This is a genomic window from Exiguobacterium sp. s102 (assembly GCF_018618635.1).
Classification (GTDB): domain Bacteria; phylum Bacillota; class Bacilli; order Exiguobacteriales; family Exiguobacteriaceae; genus Exiguobacterium_A; species Exiguobacterium_A oxidotolerans.
The window spans coordinates 983,076-1,001,798 of the sequence record NZ_JACSML010000001.1 but is presented as its reverse complement, the minus strand read 5'-3'; the positions used below and the strand labels follow the sequence as shown (position 1 = coordinate 1,001,798).

The 18,723-nt window shown below is 46.0% G+C and carries 15 protein-coding genes and 1 pseudogene; 5 read left to right on the top strand and 11 right to left on the bottom strand.

The window, feature by feature from the left end; all coding sequences use genetic code 11:
* Positions 1–33: 33 nt before the first annotated feature.
* The 5 genes and pseudogenes from KNQ02_RS04880 to KNQ02_RS04860 all read right to left on the bottom strand — a co-directional run.
* Positions 34–903, bottom strand: a pseudogene (locus KNQ02_RS04880) (IS3 family transposase); the annotation flags it as partial.
* 34 nt (positions 904–937) lie between these two features.
* Complete coding sequence (locus KNQ02_RS04875) at positions 938–1,495, bottom strand: YcxB family protein (protein WP_214807388.1); 558 nt, start codon at positions 1,493–1,495, stop codon at positions 938–940.
* A 114-nt stretch (positions 1,496–1,609) separates the two neighbouring features.
* Positions 1,610–2,080 (bottom strand): SDR family NAD(P)-dependent oxidoreductase, encoded by a 471-nt coding sequence (locus KNQ02_RS04870; RefSeq protein WP_214765038.1) that lies wholly within the window; start codon positions 2,078–2,080, stop codon positions 1,610–1,612.
* Positions 2,081–2,226: 146 nt separating this feature from the next.
* Positions 2,227–3,594 (bottom strand): phenylacetate--CoA ligase family protein, encoded by a 1,368-nt coding sequence (locus tag KNQ02_RS04865; protein ID WP_214807387.1) that lies wholly within the window; start codon positions 3,592–3,594, stop codon positions 2,227–2,229.
* A gap of 237 nt (positions 3,595–3,831) precedes the next feature.
* A complete protein-coding gene (locus KNQ02_RS04860; RefSeq protein ID WP_088837221.1) occupies positions 3,832–4,212 on the bottom strand; it encodes a hypothetical protein in 381 nt (126 codons plus the stop codon).
* Between the two features lie 185 nt (positions 4,213–4,397).
* Between KNQ02_RS04860 and KNQ02_RS04855 the strand changes: the two genes are divergently transcribed.
* Both KNQ02_RS04855 and KNQ02_RS04850 read left to right on the top strand, forming a co-directional pair.
* On the top strand, positions 4,398–5,852 hold the full coding sequence (locus KNQ02_RS04855; RefSeq protein ID WP_214807386.1) for an NAD(P)H-binding protein: 1,455 nt from the start codon (positions 4,398–4,400) through the stop codon (positions 5,850–5,852).
* Positions 5,853–5,982: 130 nt separating this feature from the next.
* Complete coding sequence (locus KNQ02_RS04850; RefSeq protein ID WP_214807385.1) at positions 5,983–9,576, top strand: dynamin family protein; 3,594 nt, start codon at positions 5,983–5,985, stop codon at positions 9,574–9,576.
* Positions 9,577–9,726: 150 nt separating this feature from the next.
* Here the strand turns inward: KNQ02_RS04850 and corA are convergent, their stop codons facing one another.
* Positions 9,727–10,683 (bottom strand): magnesium/cobalt transporter CorA, encoded by a 957-nt coding sequence (corA, locus tag KNQ02_RS04845; protein WP_214771179.1) that lies wholly within the window; start codon positions 10,681–10,683, stop codon positions 9,727–9,729.
* 110 nt (positions 10,684–10,793) lie between these two features.
* On the bottom strand, positions 10,794–11,342 hold the full coding sequence (locus KNQ02_RS04840) for a hypothetical protein (protein ID WP_214804487.1): 549 nt from the start codon (positions 11,340–11,342) through the stop codon (positions 10,794–10,796).
* A 272-nt stretch (positions 11,343–11,614) separates the two neighbouring features.
* On the opposite strand from KNQ02_RS04840, the gene KNQ02_RS04835 reads away from it, so the two are divergent.
* Together KNQ02_RS04835 and KNQ02_RS04830 are read left to right on the top strand one after the other, a co-directional pair.
* Positions 11,615–12,724, top strand: coding sequence for an NAD(P)/FAD-dependent oxidoreductase (locus KNQ02_RS04835; RefSeq protein WP_214765050.1), 1,110 nt, complete (start codon positions 11,615–11,617; stop codon positions 12,722–12,724).
* A 25-nt stretch (positions 12,725–12,749) separates the two neighbouring features.
* Positions 12,750–13,088, top strand: a complete 339-nt coding sequence (locus KNQ02_RS04830; protein ID WP_088837226.1) for a hypothetical protein — start codon at positions 12,750–12,752, stop codon at positions 13,086–13,088.
* A gap of 182 nt (positions 13,089–13,270) precedes the next feature.
* Here the strand turns inward: KNQ02_RS04830 and egtD are convergent, their stop codons facing one another.
* The 4 genes from egtD to KNQ02_RS04810 all read right to left on the bottom strand — a co-directional run bounded on the left by egtD (position 13,271) and on the right by KNQ02_RS04810 (position 18,081).
* The gene (gene egtD, locus KNQ02_RS04825; RefSeq protein ID WP_088837227.1) at positions 13,271–14,233 is read right to left on the bottom strand and encodes an L-histidine N(alpha)-methyltransferase; all 963 of its coding nucleotides are present in this window, start codon (positions 14,231–14,233) and stop codon (positions 13,271–13,273) included.
* Position 14,234: 1 nt separating this feature from the next.
* Positions 14,235–15,503, bottom strand: coding sequence for an ergothioneine biosynthesis protein EgtB (gene egtB / locus KNQ02_RS04820; protein ID WP_088837228.1), 1,269 nt, complete (start codon positions 15,501–15,503; stop codon positions 14,235–14,237).
* 132 nt (positions 15,504–15,635) lie between these two features.
* Entirely contained in the window at positions 15,636–16,619 is a 984-nt protein-coding gene (guaC, locus tag KNQ02_RS04815; RefSeq protein WP_088837229.1) for a GMP reductase, read from the bottom strand.
* 922 nt (positions 16,620–17,541) lie between these two features.
* Positions 17,542–18,081: a GNAT family N-acetyltransferase gene (locus KNQ02_RS04810; RefSeq protein ID WP_214765056.1), complete on the bottom strand. Its 540-nt coding sequence runs from the start codon at positions 18,079–18,081 to the stop codon at positions 17,542–17,544.
* Positions 18,082–18,237: 156 nt separating this feature from the next.
* Between KNQ02_RS04810 and KNQ02_RS04805 the strand changes: the two genes are divergently transcribed.
* A complete protein-coding gene (locus KNQ02_RS04805) occupies positions 18,238–18,492 on the top strand; it encodes an RNA polymerase sigma factor (RefSeq protein ID WP_088837231.1) in 255 nt (84 codons plus the stop codon).
* The last annotated feature ends 231 nt before the right edge of the window (positions 18,493–18,723 follow it).

Below are 18,723 nucleotides of genomic sequence, written 5' to 3'. Positions count from 1 at the left end.
TAGAAGGTGGTCCATTGGATTGTCAACACTAAACTAGACAATATTCTTAAGGAGTGATTGCTTGTAGTGAACGGGGCTTTGATAATCCAATGTACCGTGTATGCGAAGGTGATTGAACCAATTCACGTAATCCTGGAACTCGCGTTCCAGCTCCGTCAAACTCGAGAACACTCGTTTTTTAACAAACTCTGTCTTGATGATTTTAAACGTGGCTTCCGCGACTGCGTTATCGTACGGACAACCCTTTTCGCTCAACGAGCGACGGATTCCGAACGTATGAAGGGCATCCTCAATCAGACGGTTGTTGAACTCTCGTCCTCGATCCGTGTGAAACATCCGGATGCGACTCAAATCATGAGGAATGGAAGCGAAAGCACGATGGACCAGTTGCGCATCCTTTCGCTCGCCCACACTATGCCCGATGATTTCTCGGTTAAAGAGATCAACAAATACACATACATAATGCCATTTTTGACGGACCTTGATGTATGTCAGGTCACTGACGACAACGGATAGCTCTTCTCCTTGCTTGAACGCGCGATTCAATTCATTGGCTTCCGTCGACTCGTTGCACGCTTCTTTTTTAGGCTTGAATTGCGCGAGCGTGTACGTAGAGACGAGCCCTTGTTCTTTCATGATGCGTCCGATTCGGCGACGAGAGACGCATTTCCCTTGTTTTTGGAGTTCGATCTTGATTTTACGCGTGCCGTAGTTCTCTCGGCTGCGTCGGAAAATTTCACGGATGGCTTCCGTCACATCGTCGACCGATGGTCGCTGTCTCGCTTCATAATAAAACGTACTTCTGGGTAATTGGAGGACGCTGCACATTGCTGATACCGAGTATTTATGTCGATTATTCTTGATCACACTTACTTTCGTCCCATGATCAGCGCGGCTTGCTTTAAAATATCTGGTTTGGAACAAATCTATCTCTTACTTATAGAGAAATATTTAAGTGATTTCGTATGAGCTGTTTGAACTCATTTTGCTCTGTCAAACTTAATACACGTATGTTCTTTGGGATAATTAATGCTTCAGATTTTTGATAATACAGATAGATATGATTTTCATCTTCATTTACTTTTTCAATCGATTCCCAAGCAAGTTTAAGTGTTCGATTCAATTTCCCATCGTCAGAATTCCAATCAATACCCGCTTCATGAAGATTCAACGTCACATTTCTCGGCCAACTACTATTTTTTTTCAAGAAGTACCTGCCTTGTCTCATAGCGATTGGCAGATACATTTTTTTCAAAAGAGGCCTCAGTAGAATAGCGAACAAAATCCCTACTGCTACAGCAATGGAGCAGAAAATTGCAAAGGGGATCGTTCTAGGTAAGAAATACAAGATCGATGTAAACCCGTAGAAGAATGCTAAAATCTCCGTATAGATCAACAAAAATTTGCGTCTTTTTTTATGATACTTTGTGTTTTCAATCAGGTCTTTCTGTAAAGACATTAAATCCTCGAACGTTAATTGATATTTTATAATCAATTACATTGCTCCTTTCTACAGTCTGGAAGCTCTCGCTTGAACTTCTTCTAAAAAACCTGCTGAATATAAATTTTTCTAGTATTGATCCATACTCTAGTAAAGTAATTTTTTGAATTATAAATTCCAACTAACTCCCGTTTCCTTTTCCGAGACTTCCCATAGTCTTTTTGATACTTTCTTATCTAAGGTGTGAGCTTTAATACCACAGTTGCCAACAGGACCTACCCAGTTGGCTCTTCCTGTAGGACCATAAAATCCACTCTCATCTAGATTGCCCTCTGTTGAACACATGAGTTCAGGGTATGCACCTTTTTCTGCTGATTGAACCATAGGTGACAATTTCATTAAACCAAATACGAATACGATTCTCAAACCTAAGCTGCCGCTTGTTGTTATTAATGACGTAGAAGACGAACCGGGATGACAGGCATATGCCTTAACATTGGTTTTACCTGCTTTTTTCAGGCGGTCTTGCAATTCATAGATACTCATAATTTGCGCCAGTTTACTTTGACTATACACATTATTTCCTTGATAACCCTTATCCCAATTCATGTCATCAAATTTGATAGTTTTAATCCCCACATCGTACCCCATACTCCCTACAGTCACTATTCGACCATTAGATTTTACACGAGGTCGTCATGAGCTTTTTTTGTTTTCTCCTAGGTGTTGCACTTAATATTACAATTCGTCACAAAAAAGACTAGCTCTGATTTCCGCTAGTCCAATCAATTGGCTCGTTCGTTCTCTGGAATCAATTGTTTAATCAACAACGTCTTCCCACTGATTTCTTTCGGAATTTCCGGGACCGCTTTTAAGAGGACATCCATTTGTCCACCGAACAAACGCTCTAACACGAAGTATAACTCCTTTTCATGCTCTTGTTTAAACCAACGTTCGTCCGGTACGTACAACATCACAACTTCATCCGCTTCTTCTTGGATGTACTGGACTCGTTCGATACAATTCGGGAACCGCCGCACGATTCCAGCGAGTTCCCCTTCAAAGATTCGATGCCCATTTTTCAACTGGATATAACTTCGTCCGCGTCCGTCAATCGATGCGATGATCGGACCACCATGCCCACATGGACACGTCTCGTGACTAAGCGTCATCCGGTCACCAATCCGGTAACGGACAAGGGGCGTACCATGTGTATCAAAACTCGTCACGAGAATTTGACCGTCTGCTTCGACTTCGATGATACCCATCTCATAATGGAGATGTTTTTTACCGTAGCGGCATTCGGCGACAATCGGTGCCCCTTCCGACGAGGCGTACTGATCAAAGATCGGTGCATGAAATACTTCCTCGATTAAAGCACGTTCGTCCCGTGTCAACATTTCAGCCGTCGGAAAAATCGCCTTCGGACGGAATGTACAGTCGACAGCATGTTTTTTGGCGTATCGTGCAACTTCAATCATTCCCGACGGTAAACCATCAATCGACACTGGATTAAATCGGTTCAATTGTTCGATGTAAGCGGGAATTGTCAACGGGTTAATATTCTTAATTGAAAAAAGCATTTGATTGATCGCCTTATTCATCCGCCAATAGACGGGTGACTTTTGTTGTTCTGCCGCTAATGTCTGTCCCGTAAAACTCGCCCGGCGCATTCCCTGTTCAATTCCATGCGTCCATTTGAAATAGTCGAGGTGCGCCATGCGGATTTGCATGTCCTCTCTCGTATAATGGACTTGGATCGATTTCCCGGTCGTCCCGCCCGTCTTTCCAAGAATCGGCGCATGAATCCGCGCATGGACGTCGGCATTCCTTGTCCGTAGCGTCTCCTTATCGAGCAAGGGAATTTGTTTTAACTCTGACAACTGCGCAAGCGGAAGCTCAATCCGCTTCTTATCGAACAACTCTTTGTAGTACGGGCTATAGGCCTGACAAAACAGTAAAAACTGATTCAGGCGGGATAATTGCTCCTGCTCGGGATCAATCGATTGCCGTTCTTTCCGCTTCAATTCTTCTAACCGATTACGGTAGGCGGACCCGTAACGTTCCTGGTACAAGACCCGTCCGTAAAGCGTCGTTAGGATATTCTGAATGAAAATCGGTGAATGGAAATAAATCGATTCTTTGAGTTGCATATGTTCACTCCCCTTCCTCATCATTCGACGCGCGACCTGTCAGCAGTCGCCACACCTTCCCTGTTACTTACATCTTATTTCCAGTCCTACCGCTAGACAACCAAATCTTAAGGCATAAGCTTAGCTTTTATTTAGATGCTGTTTTACATTAATAACTTCAGTTCACAAATGTAAGTTAACGGTCCTTGAAATGACAAAAAAAGATAACCGAAGTCCATCTGACAACGGCTACCTTCTTTAGTGTACTTGCATGTTTTGATTTCCGAATGACCGGATTTGGATGGCTCCGAGGACGAGCTCTAACTCCGTTTCTTCTAACTGATCGATGATCTCCATGATCGTCAACGTCGTCCTGCCGTTATACAACTGAACGAGTAATTGACGTTCGACATCGACGGTTAAATCTTCGACAGGTTCCGCTAATAATTCTTGGTAAAAAAATTCACCCGTCTCCGGAAAAAAATAGTCACTGAACAATTGCATAAGTGCTAGATTACCCGTCGCTAAAAATAAGATTGATTGAAAAGAATACTTTTTACGGTTTCGTGCATTCAATCGCTTCAATATCATTTGGTAACGTGTATGATGACGTTCGTCCAAAAAACAGACAGCATTCATATCCGTCTCCCTCCCCTAAAAAATGATACTGTCCATCCCTCCAAAACAGTGCGCAAATCTTCTTTATTTGTTTTCCCTGTTTTAAAAAGATGAAGCATTTGTTTTTAACTATAACATTCGTTTGATTAAATCGCAGGTCGTTTGGGTAAATCTTTGTAGTAAGCAGTTAATGAGGAGGAATTGACATGACGCAACCACGTAAACGCCTGGCACTTGCCGGTGCGACAGGCTATATCGGACATAACCTACTAAATGAGTTGAAGAAAAAGTACGACGTCATTGCCTTGTCACGCAATGGTGACGATAAGGAAGATGAAGCGAATGTCGAATGGCGTTCGTGTGACCTTTTTTCGTTAGCGGATACGACAGCCGGATTAAAAGGAGCAGACATCGCAATCTACCTCGTCCACTCGATGATGCCGTCAGCAAAGTTGACGCAAGGCTCATTTGAAGACATGGACTTGATTTTAGCCGACAATTACGCACGCGCTGCAAAAGCAAACGGCATCCAGCAGATTGTTTACTTAAGTGGCATCATTCCGGACGAGACGGAAAATTTATCACGTCATCTTAAAAGTCGCCTTGAGGTCGAGCGCGTCCTCGGTGCATACGGTACACCGGTCACGACGATCCGCGCTGCGCTCATCGTCGGTCCGAAAGGGTCTTCGTTCCCGATTCTGTCAAAACTCGTCAAACGACTTCCCGTCATGCTTCTCCCGCGCTGGACGCGTAACAAAACACATCCCGTCGCGCTACCGGACGTCATTCATGCGCTCGGATCTAGCGTCGACCGCGAGGACCTCAAGGATCGTGCCATCGATATCGGCGGTCCGGAAGCGATGACGTACAAGGAAATGATTTTGAAGACGGCGGAAGTAATGGACAAAAAACAACCGACCTTCGACTTACCGTTGATGACCGTCAAATTGTCGCGGCTTTGGGTGACACTCATCTCTGGAGAACCGAAAGAAACCGTTTATCCGCTCGTCGAAAGTATGGTCCATGAGATGGTGGCGGATCCCGACAAGATGGTCGAGGGCATCAGTGACGGAAAAATTTCATTCGAGCAATCCGTACGGATGGCGATGGAAGAAGAAGAAGAAGAAGAGTCGAAATCAAAAAAATCAGGAAGCTCTTCATCGCACCAGAAATCACAAACGCTTGATGTCCGGTCCGTCCAACGTGTCCGTCTTCCAGACGACCGGAACGCGAACTGGGCTGCCGACAATTATGTCGATTGGTTATCGACGTTCGCGAAACCTTTTCTTACATCGAAGACAGCGGAAGAAACAGTCGTTCGGATTCATGTTCCGTTGCTTGACGCCCCGTTGCTTGAACTGACGAAAGAACCATTCGAAGACGATCAACAGGCAACGTACCGAATTACGGGCGGCTTGTTTGCTCAAGTTAAAGAAGATAGCAATGGACGCATCGAGTTCCGGCAAATCCCGGGTTCGCAAGAGTGTATCATCGCGATTCATGAATATGTTCCCGCATTACCATGGTTGCTCTATAAAACGACCCAGGCGAATGTCCATCTCATCGTCATGTATCTCTTTAAACTGCACCTGCTACGCTTGATGCAGACGACAGAAGAACAGCCCGACGAATCAGACATGATCGTTCCGGAACCGAACTGAATCAGCACTGTTTTTAGAGGCTTCTCACGATTCGTGAGCGCCTCTTTTTTCGTGTGCAACCGTAAGATGACGAAAGCAAAATAAACATGATACACTTACAATTGACTGTAAGAAAGGGGTTACAATTTGCATGCGCTCATTTGAAGAACGATTGACGAACCACCTGGAAGCGACGGCGCTTCTCGCGACACTGATTCAACCTTCACGCGATCAGCTCCGACTCGATAAATTAGATACATTTTCAAAGAAGTTATTACGACGCGACTATACGATTGCCTTCGCCGGTCATTTTTCTGCCGGTAAATCCAGTATGATCAATGCCTTGACGGGCGAATCCATTCTCCCGACGAGTCCCATTCCGACGAGTGCAAATATCGTCACGCTTCGTCAAGGCGAGACCGACGAAGCGATTGTTTCCTTCCATGATCGAAAAGCAGTCCGTCTAGCCTCGGAAGATGATTTGCAACACTTACGCCATTTCGGCCGTGACGGCACCGTCCAACAAATCGACATCACCCATGCGACATCCACTTTACCACCTGGTCTCGTCCTGATGGATACGCCAGGCGTCGACTCCGTTGATGACGCCCACCGGATTTCGACTGAATCGGCGTTACATGTCGCCGACTTAATCTTTTATGTCATGGACTATAACCATGTCCAATCTGAACTGAACTTCAGCGTCACAAAAGACTTGCTCGCTTCTGTTCCTGAACTCTATTTAATCGTCAATCAAATCGACAAACACCAAACATCCGAGCTGTCATTCGATGCCTTTAAACGATCCGTCGAAAAATCGTTTACTGAGCATGGTGTTCAGCCGAAAGGCATTTTCTTCACGAGCCTGCGTGAGCCGGAATTCGCGGGGAACGACTTTTCTGCCGTCAAGCGATTGGTCGACCAAAGTATTCGTGACGCCCAGCCGAAATTGATCGAATCCGCTCAAACGACGCTCGAGGTCTTACACCAGGAACACATCAACTATTTAGAAGACATGATTGAAGAAGCATCTGACGCGATGCGGGATACGGTCTCGGCGACCGAACGCGCAGAAGCGGAGCGTGTGTTTGACCGGCATGCACAAGTCAAACATCAATTGACCCTGTTTGCTCCTGAACAATGGAGCAGCCGTTTTTCGGCACACCGGGAAAGTTTACTTCGCAATGCGACGCTGATGCCGTTTGAATTGCGCGAAAAGATGAAAACGTTCCTCGAATCTCGGCAACCTGCATTCAAGGTCGGATTGTTCCGGAGCGCTAAAAAAACACAGGCGGCGCAACAAGTCATCGCTGACGATGTCCTGCGCGCTCTCCAGTCTGTCACTGCTTCTGAAATTGCGCTTCACCTTCGAAAACTTATGAAACAATCGCTAGCGGAAATTGATTTGCTGTCTGACGAGCACTCGTTACGAATCGATCAACTCCCACTTGATCCACCGTTAGCCGTCATTGAGGAAGCACTTCAAGACGGCATCACGATTACCGGGGAATCGGTCTTGCAATTCACGAATCGGGTCGTTGCATCGGTCAGTGCTTGGTACGTCAAGGAAACGAACCATTGGCGAGAAGCGGTCCGCCAGGAGTTGACGCATGAAAACATCCCTGCGAAAGCGACGCTTCAAGCTGAATTTGAAACGCTCGAACAAAAATGTGACGTGATGACAACGTTCAAGAATGCGGAACAGGTGTTAATAAGCTACCTCGAACGAGCGAACGAACCGACCACTGACGATATGACAGCGGCACGTGAGCAACTAGAACAGTGGCGTACGCAGCTTACGCAGGCGACGCTCGACATTGAGACGTTTACAGGGATCAATCCAGTCGTGACACAAGAGATGGAGACTACGCATGAAGAAACGCTTCAAGCTGTCCCATCCCGTTATACATTAGAAGAGATGCAGCAAATCCAGACCATTCTCTCCGGTGTTCGCGGGTTCGAGGACGCTACGAAGTATTTGCAACAAAAGCTTGCGCGCGTGACGACAAGCGACTTTACGATTGCCTTATTCGGTGCTTTCAGCGCCGGCAAATCTTCGTTTTGTAATGCTTTGCTCGGTCATCGTGTCCTACCGGTCTCACCGAACCCGACGACGGCATCCATCAATCGGATTAAACCGGTCACGGCGACGCATGTCCACGGGACCGCAACGATCCGGTTTAAATCGGAGACTGACCTTCTCAACGACTTGAACGAAGCCCTGCAAACGTTTGACGCAACGATGCCGTCAGTCACTGCCGTCGTCACATGGTTGCGCGAACGGACGACAAGCGACTTGAACGATGCCTCTTTCTTACGCGCGTTCCTAAAAGGATATCCGACGGTCGAATCTTTCATCGGTACAGAACAGACAGTCGATCAATCGGCATTCGAGGAGTATGTCGCACAGGAACACCTCAGTTGTTTCGTCGATGTAATCGACCTGTATTTCGACAGCCCGTTGACACGTCTCGGAATCACGCTCGTCGATACACCGGGTGCCGATTCCATCAATGCCCGGCATACGGACGTCGCATTTGAATACATTAAAAATGCGGATGCGATTCTGTTCGTCACCTACTACAATCACGCCTTCGCCCGAGCCGATCGTGAATTTTTGATTCAACTCGGCCGGGTTAAGGATGCATTCGAGCTCGACAAAATGTTTTTCGTCGTCAATGCGATTGATCTCGCAACTTCGACAGCGGAACAGCAAGATGTCCTACACTATGTCGGCACGGAACTAAAACGGTTCGGCATCCGTGCACCACGCCTGTTCGGCGTCTCGAGCCTCAACGCCCTTGCCGAGAAACAACAAGGGATTGATGAACAATCCGGCATCGATTCGTTCGAACAAGCCTTCCATCACTTCTTGAACCATGATTTGAAAGGGCTCGCGCTTCAATCCTTGACGGAAGAGACGGACAAGACAATCCACCGCCTCAATCAATTGATTGATCAGACAGAACGGAACATCGCCAGAAAAGATGCCCGATTGACGGAACTCGATGCGCTCGAACAAGAAATCACGGCACACTTCTCGAACGGTCGGGTCGAACTCGTTCACCATGAGCTATTTGCTGAGATTCATGAATTGTTACATCACGTCAATCAACGCATCTATTACCGCTTCCCAGACTTTTTCAAGGAATCCTATCATCCGGTCCGGTTTGCGAACGCGACGAAAGCAGTCGCTTTGCAACAAGCACTCATCGAATTACTCGGATTTTTGCGGTATGATTTTGAACAAGAATTACGTGTCACCCATTTCCGGATCGATAGCTGGATCCAACGTGCCATTGCAAAGCGTCTTGACGAAGAGGCGATGTATGCTGCGAAACTGAACCCGTCGTTCCAACTATCACCACTCGATCCGCCAACGCTACCTCCGATGACGTTCAGCGGTCCGTTCCAAGATGACACGAAATACCGTTCCGTCAAAAGCTACTTCCGGAACGCAAAGGCTTTCTTCGAACGGAACGAGAAGGAGCACTTAAAAGACGCGCTGGTCGCGTTGACGAAACCGGATGCCGTTAGTTATCTCGAAGGCGAAGAGTCGCGCCTTCGTCATCTAACGGAGCAACATCTCGACGAGGTCTTCGCGACACTCTATGCCGAATGGACAGAGACATTATTGAGCCAAATTGAGACGGAACGTTCGACTTTGACGGATGCGCATCCACTGGACTCATTCAAGGCTGCCCAAGCGAAACTGCATGACGTATTTGAGCAATCGGTTCACTAAAACAGTGGGCTGACGCTTTAAGATTTGTTCAGGTATCTGTCATGAATGAGAAGACTATACAATGGAAAACGCCGCTGTCCCCGTGTGTAAAACGGAAACATCGGCGTTTTTTTGTATGACCGGCGGGAAAGGAACAACGATTTCTCACGCCTACTCTTCAAACCAGTGATTTCGGATAAAATAAACTGTCATCCCGATTGCGACGAGCGCCATCACGCCAAGCGTAATGAAGTAACCATAGCGGACCGTCAGCTCGGGCATATATTGAAAGTTCATCCCGTAGATGCCGGCGATGAACGTCAACGGCATGAAAATCGTCGTAAAGATCGTCAACGTCTTCATGATGTTATTCATGCGGTAGGAGTTCAAAGATATGAAGTTTTCCCGGAATTCCGACGTCATCGCCCGATTGTATTCAATCATGTCGTTTAACTTCAGCAAATGGTCGTAGATGTCACGGAAAAATGCTTGTTTGTTCGGATGAATCGCCAGTCGTTTCGATTCGATGACCCGATACAGTAAATCCCGCATCGGTAAGACCGTCCGTGCGAGTTCAAGCAAGTCTGAGCGGATGTCAAAGATATCTTCCATGATTTGTTTGTCATTGCCTGCTTGTTCATATCGACCTTCGAGTGAAAAAATGCGGTCTTCCAGGTTATGAACGATCGGGAAATACCCGTCGACGATTTTATCCATGATTTTATGGACAACTTCGACCGTTAGATGTTCTTCATGCCCTGTCAATTTTTGAAATGCCCGAAACACGAAGTCCACTTCCCGTGACGCCTGCTCATGATACGAAATGACGTATTGTTCACTCGCAAATAGATTGATTTCTTTCCCTTTTAACGAAGGTTCTTCAACCGCATGCAATACAAAAAAACTGTAGCCGTCATAATATTCGAGTTTCGGTCGCTGTAAGTATTGAAAACAATCTTCTATCGCGAGCGGATGAAACGTAAACGAGGAGACGAGTAACTGTTTCTCCTGTTCTGTCGGTTGGTCGAAATCAACGAAATACCACTTAATGTCCGACCGCGTTAAGCGATCGAGATTCGTATCGACGAAAACATGATTGTCCTGTGTGACAATGAGGGCACGAATCACCAATGAACACCTTCCTTGCTATTTTCTCACTTTAGTATGGCAAAACCGACCTTAAATAGCCATCATCAAAAAAAGGACTTGCGCCAATTAGCAACACAGTCCTTAATCGTTCACCCGCGTTCAAAATAAAAGCCACTCCAATAGACTTGGCGATATGTGAATTCTTTCCCACTTTTCGTTGTCACGAGCATCTCATCTTCCGAGACGACAGCAATCTTGATCGGCGTTTCACCATGATCCGTCAAGTAATTGAGTATTTCAAGATGGCGGTTCAACCACATACGGCGCCGAAACCAACGAAAACGGCTAAATGCGGCGCTAAAATGGAGAATCGACAATAACATGATGATCATTCCGAATGGAAGCGGAATTTGGAAGAGCGCGATGATATAAAGATCGGCGATGATGAGGAAAACAGACAGCCCCATCTCCGTCATCTCCATGAAGGAAGCTTTATACGTCGCGTAATATGTCATGACCCGGAACAAAATGATCACGGTCAAGTACGGTACGAAATAAAGTTGGAATACATTGTCGGAGCCACTATTCATGAACATCAATAAGGGTAAGAAGAAGAGCAACTTCCAGATCAGGATGGCGGAATAAAACAAAGTGTGGTCCGTGTAGCGTTTGCGTACGATGGTTTGACTAATGTTCATTGCCTTCCCCTCCTTCAAAAGTGACTAAGTGCTAAGCCATTGATGTCGGGACGTGATGCCTATAAGGGTATCTTTCCTGATTGGACGGTTTCTAATCGTCTATTTTGCAATTATACGCGTCCGTATGTAAAGTATACGAAATATTCCGAAAAAAAGATTCGATTTCCCATCATTCCCCACACTTCAATGACACATTTGAATTTAGATTTGTCGCTTTGCCCTTTTTTCTTTAGACTAAAGAAAGACCGTCATTAGAAAAGAGTTGAATTGACATGTACACACACATCATCGTCGGCGCCGGTATTCTCGGTGCATCGACAGCCTATCACCTATCAAAACAAGGGGCGACCGTGCTTTTGATTGACCGAAAAGAGAGCGGACGCGCAACCGATGCAGCAGCCGGCATCATCTGCCCCTGGATGACACAACGTCGCAATAAAGCCTGGTACCGCTTAGCAAATAATGGCGCTCACTATTACGATACGTTAATCGAAGAACTGGAAGCGCTTGGCGAAACCGCGACCGGGTACCGAAAAGTGGGCACGATCGCGCTACATGAATCATCAAAAATCGAGAAGATGAATACGATTGCTGAAAATCGATTCCCGGAAGCCCCAGGCATCGGACGCATCGAACGACTCGACGCTTCTCAGGTCAAATCTCTATTTCCATTGATCGATACTGTCGAAGACGCGTTGTTCGTCTCCGGCGGGGCTCGCGTCGATGGTCGTGCCTTGCGTGGCGCACTCGAGCGGGCGGCAATCCATTACGGGGCGACCGTTATTGATGCGGATGCTGAATTACTCATCGAAACAGGACAAGTGAAAGGTATTTCAATCGATGGACAACCGCATTACGCGAAGCACGTGATTTTGACGGCTGGGGTCTGGATCAATGAATTGTTACGTCCGCTCAAGCTCGAACTCGATATCCGGACGGAAAAAGGACAAATCCTTCATCTTGATTTAGAGGAAATGAAAACGAAACATTGGCCCGTCATCATGGGGCAACGTGGACTCTATCTCGTGTCGACGGAAGATGGTCGCCTTGCTTTAGGTTCGACCCATGAAAAACAACTTGATTACAACTTACAACCGACCGTCAAAGGGATGCATGCGCTCTTAACGCGTGCCCTCCCTGTCGCACCACGACTCGAAGAAACGAACATCCATGAAATGCGGGTTGGTCTACGTCCCTACACGAGTAATTCGTTACCGGTCATCGCCTCACTCGATGCTCACCCGAACGTTTTCATCGCGAACGGCCTCGGTGCATCCGGATTGACGATCGGCCCTTATCTCGGACGCGAGCTCGCAGAACTGGCGTTAAATCAACCGATCGAGATTCCGTTAAGTGATTACGTTCCGACTTATCACAACTAATTTGTTTGACGATAGGAGATGACCCATGGATCCGATTAAACCATTTGTACCCGTCGAAACCTTTACCGCGTTAGATATTCGTGTCGGGACGATTCGTTCTCTCATCCGTGACGAGAATGAAACACACCTTCTCAACGTGACGGTCGACTTCGATGGACACGATCACTCTTTTTTACTCGACTGGGTCGAAACCCGGTTCGACTATGAAGAAATTTTAGGGAAACAAGCCATCGCGATCCTGAACGTCGAGGGCGTACGCGCCGGTTTCACAGGTCGTATCCTTGAACTCGGTCCGCTCGATCAACTGATGCCCGTCCTCGTATGTCCGGAACATCCAATTCCGGACGGAAGTCGCGTCAGCTGAGACTTCGCCTGATAGTTCTGCATGCCGCGTCTTTTCGGTTAAACAGTTTCAAGCGGAAAATCCAATGCAACTTTATCTACACGCAAATAGAAGGGATCGCCCATCAACTTTAAGATGGCAATCCCTTCTATTTTATCGTCAGTTAGCGGTGTGCCAGCCTTTCTTCCATCGTCATGATCGCGTTAGCCGTTCGTCTTCTCAAGGTAATGGACGCTGAAGTGATGATTGGCGTCCGTCCAGTAAGTGACGGCCCGAAAGCCACTTTTACCTGCCAACTGCTGAAATTCTTCGATGCTATATTTGTAAGAATTTTCTGTATGAATCGTTTCACCTTCCTGGAACGTAAACGGCTGACCGTTGATTTGTACGATCTGGTCAATCCGACTGCGGATGTGCATCTCGATTCGACCTTGCGCCTCATTATAAAATGCTACATGCTCAAACCTTGTTTGATCAAATGTTCCATCTAAGACACGATTGATGTGGGTCAGGATGTTTAAGTTGAACGCTTCCGTGACGCCGGCCATATCGTTATACGCCCGATGAAGAATGTCCGGATTTTTTTTCGTATCGACACCGATTAAAAAGCCGTCTCCCACTTCGAGTAAATGAGATGAATGGCGCAAGAACTCCATCGCCTCCGCCGGATCAAAGTTACCAATCGTCGATCCCGGGAAGAAGATAACTTTTTTCAGTGCGCGGTCGACCGGTAGTGTGATCGGTGTCGAATAGTCGCCACAAACCGCTTTAATCGAGAGATTTGGATAATCTTTAGACAACTCCGCCGCCGACTGTAGTAAATAGTCCTTCGAGATATCGATTGGGACATATTCTTCCAACCCGTGCAGCGAACTGAGCAGACTTTTGATTTTCCGACTACTGCCACTCCCATACTCAATCAATGTATGGACAGGACCAATCTTATCTGCAATCGTCGTTTGGTGCGTCGTCAAAATCTCGAGTTCAGTGCGCGTCGGATAATATTCCGGTTGTTGCGTAATCTGCTCGAACAGTTCCGACCCCGTTTGATCGTAAAAATACTTGGCGTGAAGCGTTTTAGCCGGTTTCGATAAACCAGCTATGACTTCTTCTAACATATTTTGCTGCGTCGTATATAAATCAAAGCTTTTCACTTGCTGACTCATCTTACAGGTCACCTGCCAAACGGAACCCACTGAATTGCCACCGTTTATCCGGCGGGAAGAAATTACGGTACGTCTCACGGATGTGATCGTCCGGCGTCACACACGCGCCACCCCGTAACACCATCTGGTTAGACATGAACTTTGCATTGTATTCACCTAGTGCTCCTTCAAGCGGTCGACTGCCCGGGTATGATGAATAGGCACTGGCCGTCCATTCCCAAACGTCACCAAACATTCCTGTCAATTCGTGCTCGGCCCGTACAACCGATGCCGGATGATACGTTCCTCGTCCCATCATGTTCCCTTGTCTTGCGACCGTTTTTGCCGCATGCTCCCACTCCGCTTCCGTCGGGAGACGTTTTCCTTTCCAGCGACTATAAGCATCCGCCTCATAAAAGCTGACGTGACAAACCGGTTCGTCGAGTGCGAGTGGTTCGACACCACTTAATGTGAAGACAGACCAGTCCCCCGACTCATCCTTCATCCAGTAGAGCGGTGCTTTCCAGCCGAGTTGCTTGATGGCTTGGTACCCGTCAGAAAGCCAATATTCAGACGTCTCATAACCTCCAGCTTCGATGAAAGCTAAGTATTCCCCGTTCGTCACGGGCGCAGTTGCCAGTTCAAATGGATTCAACCATACTTTATGGACAGGACTTTCGTTGTCAAACGCAAAGCCGGTCCCATCATGGCCGATTTCAATCAATCCTCCATCGAATGTTTTGTAAGCAGGACTGACATTGGTTTCAGCAGTCGGCACGACCGCTTTATTTTGATAGGCCGGTAACAAGGGATTGACGAACAAGTTAAATTTCATATCCATCAAAATAAGTTCCTGGTGCTGCTGTTCATGTTGTAATCCCATCTCAATCAAACCTTCAATTTTCTTTTGACTCGCCGCGTCGCGATCTTGTCTCAAGAACGTATCGATTGCCGCATCGACGTACGAGCGGTAGGCGATGATTTCACTTACAGTCGGCCGCGACAAGACACCTCTTTGATGGCGCGGTTGATACGGACCGATTGAGTTGTAATACGAATTGAACAGATAATTGAACTGTGGATTAAACACTTGATACGCTGCATCGTATTCCTGTAAAATCATCCGTTCGAAAAACCATGTCGTATGCGCGATATGCCATTTAGCCGGACTTACATCAGCACTTGCTTGGATTACGAAATCTTCTGGTTCAAGTGGATCAATCAATTCAATTGTCTTATCACGGACTCGCGTAAACTTTTCGATTAAGTACGTTGTCGTTTCTGTGTTCATATGCTATGCCACCCCTTTTAATGTAATTTTCTGAAAAAATAACCATTTAACTATTACCCTGTTTTTATGGGAAGTATGCAAAAAAAAAGCAGACGTCGTCAAGACCGTCTGCTTTTTCTACTTTTAATTGCCTTAAAATACTTTATCCCCATTAAAGATTGAGTTCTTGACGACGACATAGTCGACCGTCCGAATCGCTTGCAGTTTATTTCCTCCGGCGTACGAGATCGACGATTGCAAATCTTGCTCCATCTCCGTCAATGTATCGGCTAAGCTCCCTTTATGCTCAACAAACATCTTTTTCCCCTCGACGTTCTTTTTTTCACCTTTTTGGAACTCTGATGCCGAACCAAAGTATTCTTTGACGCGGACACCATCGACTTCATGCGTCTCACCAGGCGATTCTTCGTGCCCGGCAAACAATGAACCGATCATGACCATCGTCGCACCAAAACGGACGGATTTCGCAATATCACCGTGTGTCCGAATTCCTCCATCCGCGATGATCGGCTTGCTCGCAGCTTTAGCGCACCAACGAAGTGCTGCCAGTTGCCAACCGCCTGTTCCGAATCCTGTTTTAATCTTCGTGATGCAGACTTTCCCGGGTCCGATTCCGACTTTCGTCGCATCCGCACCTGCATTCTCAAGTTCACGGACAGCTTCCGGCGTTCCGACATTTCCGGCGATGACGAAACTGTTCGGTAAAAATCGTTTAATGTGCTGAATCATTTGAATGACTGCGTCTGAATGACCATGCGCGATGTCAATCGTAATATACTCCGGCACGAGCCCTGCCTGTGCGAGTTCTTCGATGAACACGTATTCTTCGATCTTGACGCCGACACTAATCGACGCGATTAAGTTTTTCGCTTGCATCGTCTCAACGAACGTCCGCCGTTTTTCTGGTTCAAAGCGATGCATAATATAGAAATAACCATTTTCGGCTAAGTACGTCGCAATCGATTCATCGATGATGGTTTGCATGTTCGCCGGGACGACCGGCAGTTTGAATCGTCTTCCACCAAACTCGACCGTCGTATCACACTCAGATCGACTGCCAACGATTGACTTTGCGGGAATCAATTGAATATCTTCATAATCAAATACTACATCCATTTTCAACACTCCAAATAACGAATATTTTTTAAACTATCGTTTATAATCGTTCGTACTTGAACACTATATCGAATGCAGAATGTCATGTCAAAGGATTTAGAGTAATTTGTCATCTAAAAACAAATGTTTTTATCTTATAAATGAGTTATCGTTCGTTTTTTCATTCGATTTTATGTCTTAATCGCTCTAAGCAGTCTTTTCACCAGTCAAAATATCTTAATTTTGAATTTCGGATGAAAATCGATGTTAGATCATGCAACGCGAATGAGCGTGTAGACAAACTCTTATGAAGCGTGAACAGGCTATAACGAGAGGCAATCCGTTCGCGCTTCCCTGTCTCGCCTCGTCTTCAAAGCGGCAACTGATCGCGCCGCTACAGCAAAGCTGAAGGGTCGCGACCGATTGCTTTTCGTGGTCTAAAGCGATTCGAGACGGATTGCGCTCTAAACTGTCTGCATGACTGGATTTCTGTCACGGTATTGCCTGAAAATCGTCATGTTTCGTTGACTCCTACGGGGCAAAGTACGTTTTTAACGCACTTTCAGAGGCAGGCAAGACCCTGCTCGTCGTCCGCTAGGATCCAAGGAGCAATGGCGCGCCTCGTCCGAGGAAAGCAACGAAAAAAGACGCTGTATCTCCCGATAGCACGTTGTCTACAGTCTAGCGAATGATAGTCGTTCTTCAAAATGAAAGTACGTCCATTCAAGCGATTCACCATTAAAACAGCCAATCACGCGTGTTAGTCGAATGAATAATTCAGTTTTCTTCATATTATGTGCGAATGACTGCATACACAGAAGGTTCACCTTATTCGATTGTACCCGCGGATGATCGCGACGACAAAAGACTAAAAAGTAATGGCGTTTTAGTTTTTTGCACCATGCACTATACTACGTCGACATCGACAACAATCATTTTCTCCTCACACTAAAAATTCTTCTTTTAATAGTGCGAACATCGTGAAGTCTTCCCAGTTTCCATTAATATATAGACTTTTCCTAGCAAGTCCCTCTCTTCGAAAGCCTACTTTTTCGAGAACACGGCTCGATCCAATGTTCTCAGGCATCACTTCCGCTCGTAACCGATGAAATGCATACTTGTCAAAGAGCAGTGCAACTGCTTGACTGACCGCTTCAGCCATCAATCCTTGACCATTGTAATTTCGATCAAGTTGATAGCCGATCATACATGTTTCAGCCGGAAACCGTTCAATGAACGAAGCAGATACTTCGCCGATTAATGCATTGTTCTCTTTCAGGAAAACACCAAACGCATAGTAACGATCATCTTGCATCTTTTGTAATGTTTGACGAATCCGTTCTTGGTGGGCTCCAAGTGAATATTGATCTTCTTTCGGCTTAAGTGGCATCCAAAATTCAAAGTGCCCCCGGTTTCGTACGTTCAGTTCCAGCAATTCTAATGCATCTTCTTCTATATAAGGTCTAATAAAAACACGACTCATCCTTAAACAGCTCCTTTTTAAGTAACACGCCCTATAAATATCTTGAAGTTAAACAGTTTAAACGTTTGATTATTATGTCTTGGGGAAAACAACCTAAGCAGAACAGATGACAATTCAATGACAATCATTTAACGACATGACATTAAGGAGGAGAGCATGAAGACAGACCAAGAACTATTCGAACAAATCGAATTAAAAAATAGTCATGCCCTCGAGTTACTTTACGATCGGTATGAAACTTCTCTTTACCTTCTACTTAGACGCGTGACAACGGATGAAACACGGATTCAACGGACGTTGACACATATTTTTAAAGCCGTTTGGACGGAGCCACGCCGGCATGCTTCCATTCACGGTTATGTCATGGCAGCAATTAAGCACGTCCGACACCCTCATCAGCCTGTCCATTGATTACAAACAGACCTTGCCACTTTTATTCGTTAGGTCGACGCCGAACCCTTTAAAATTTAAGTACATCTGAAGTCATTTCAAGTTTTTTAACAAAAGTTAACGATATTTCTGTTTATTCCTTCCTTTTTTTTCGAAGGCATGCTATATTATTAAGTAATTATTGTTGTTCGGTGGAGATACAAAGTTTACGCTTTAACTCGATGAAATTGATCACGGTAGTAATAATCAGTG

Bases quoted from the DNA above. Each gene is read 5' to 3' on its own strand.
- KNQ02_RS04865 (WP_214807387.1), bottom strand. From the start codon at position 3,594: ATGCAACTCAAAGAATCGATTTATTTCCATTCACCGATTTTCATTCAG.
- KNQ02_RS04860 (WP_088837221.1), bottom strand. From the start codon at position 4,212: ATGAATGCTGTCTGTTTTTTGGACGAACGTCATCATACACGTTACCAA.
- KNQ02_RS04855 (WP_214807386.1), top strand. From the start codon at position 4,398: ATGACGCAACCACGTAAACGCCTGGCACTTGCCGGTGCGACAGGCTAT.
- KNQ02_RS04850 (WP_214807385.1), top strand. From the start codon at position 5,983: ATGCGCTCATTTGAAGAACGATTGACGAACCACCTGGAAGCGACGGCG.
- KNQ02_RS04840 (WP_214804487.1), bottom strand. From the start codon at position 11,342: ATGAACATTAGTCAAACCATCGTACGCAAACGCTACACGGACCACACT.
- KNQ02_RS04835 (WP_214765050.1), top strand. From the start codon at position 11,615: ATGTACACACACATCATCGTCGGCGCCGGTATTCTCGGTGCATCGACA.
- KNQ02_RS04830 (WP_088837226.1), top strand. From the start codon at position 12,750: ATGGATCCGATTAAACCATTTGTACCCGTCGAAACCTTTACCGCGTTA.
- egtD (WP_088837227.1), bottom strand. From the start codon at position 14,233: ATGAGTCAGCAAGTGAAAAGCTTTGATTTATATACGACGCAGCAAAAT.
- egtB (WP_088837228.1), bottom strand. From the start codon at position 15,503: ATGAACACAGAAACGACAACGTACTTAATCGAAAAGTTTACGCGAGTC.
- guaC (WP_088837229.1), bottom strand. From the start codon at position 16,619: ATGGATGTAGTATTTGATTATGAAGATATTCAATTGATTCCCGCAAAG.
- KNQ02_RS04810 (WP_214765056.1), bottom strand. From the start codon at position 18,081: ATGAGTCGTGTTTTTATTAGACCTTATATAGAAGAAGATGCATTAGAA.
- KNQ02_RS04805 (WP_088837231.1), top strand. From the start codon at position 18,238: ATGAAGACAGACCAAGAACTATTCGAACAAATCGAATTAAAAAATAGT.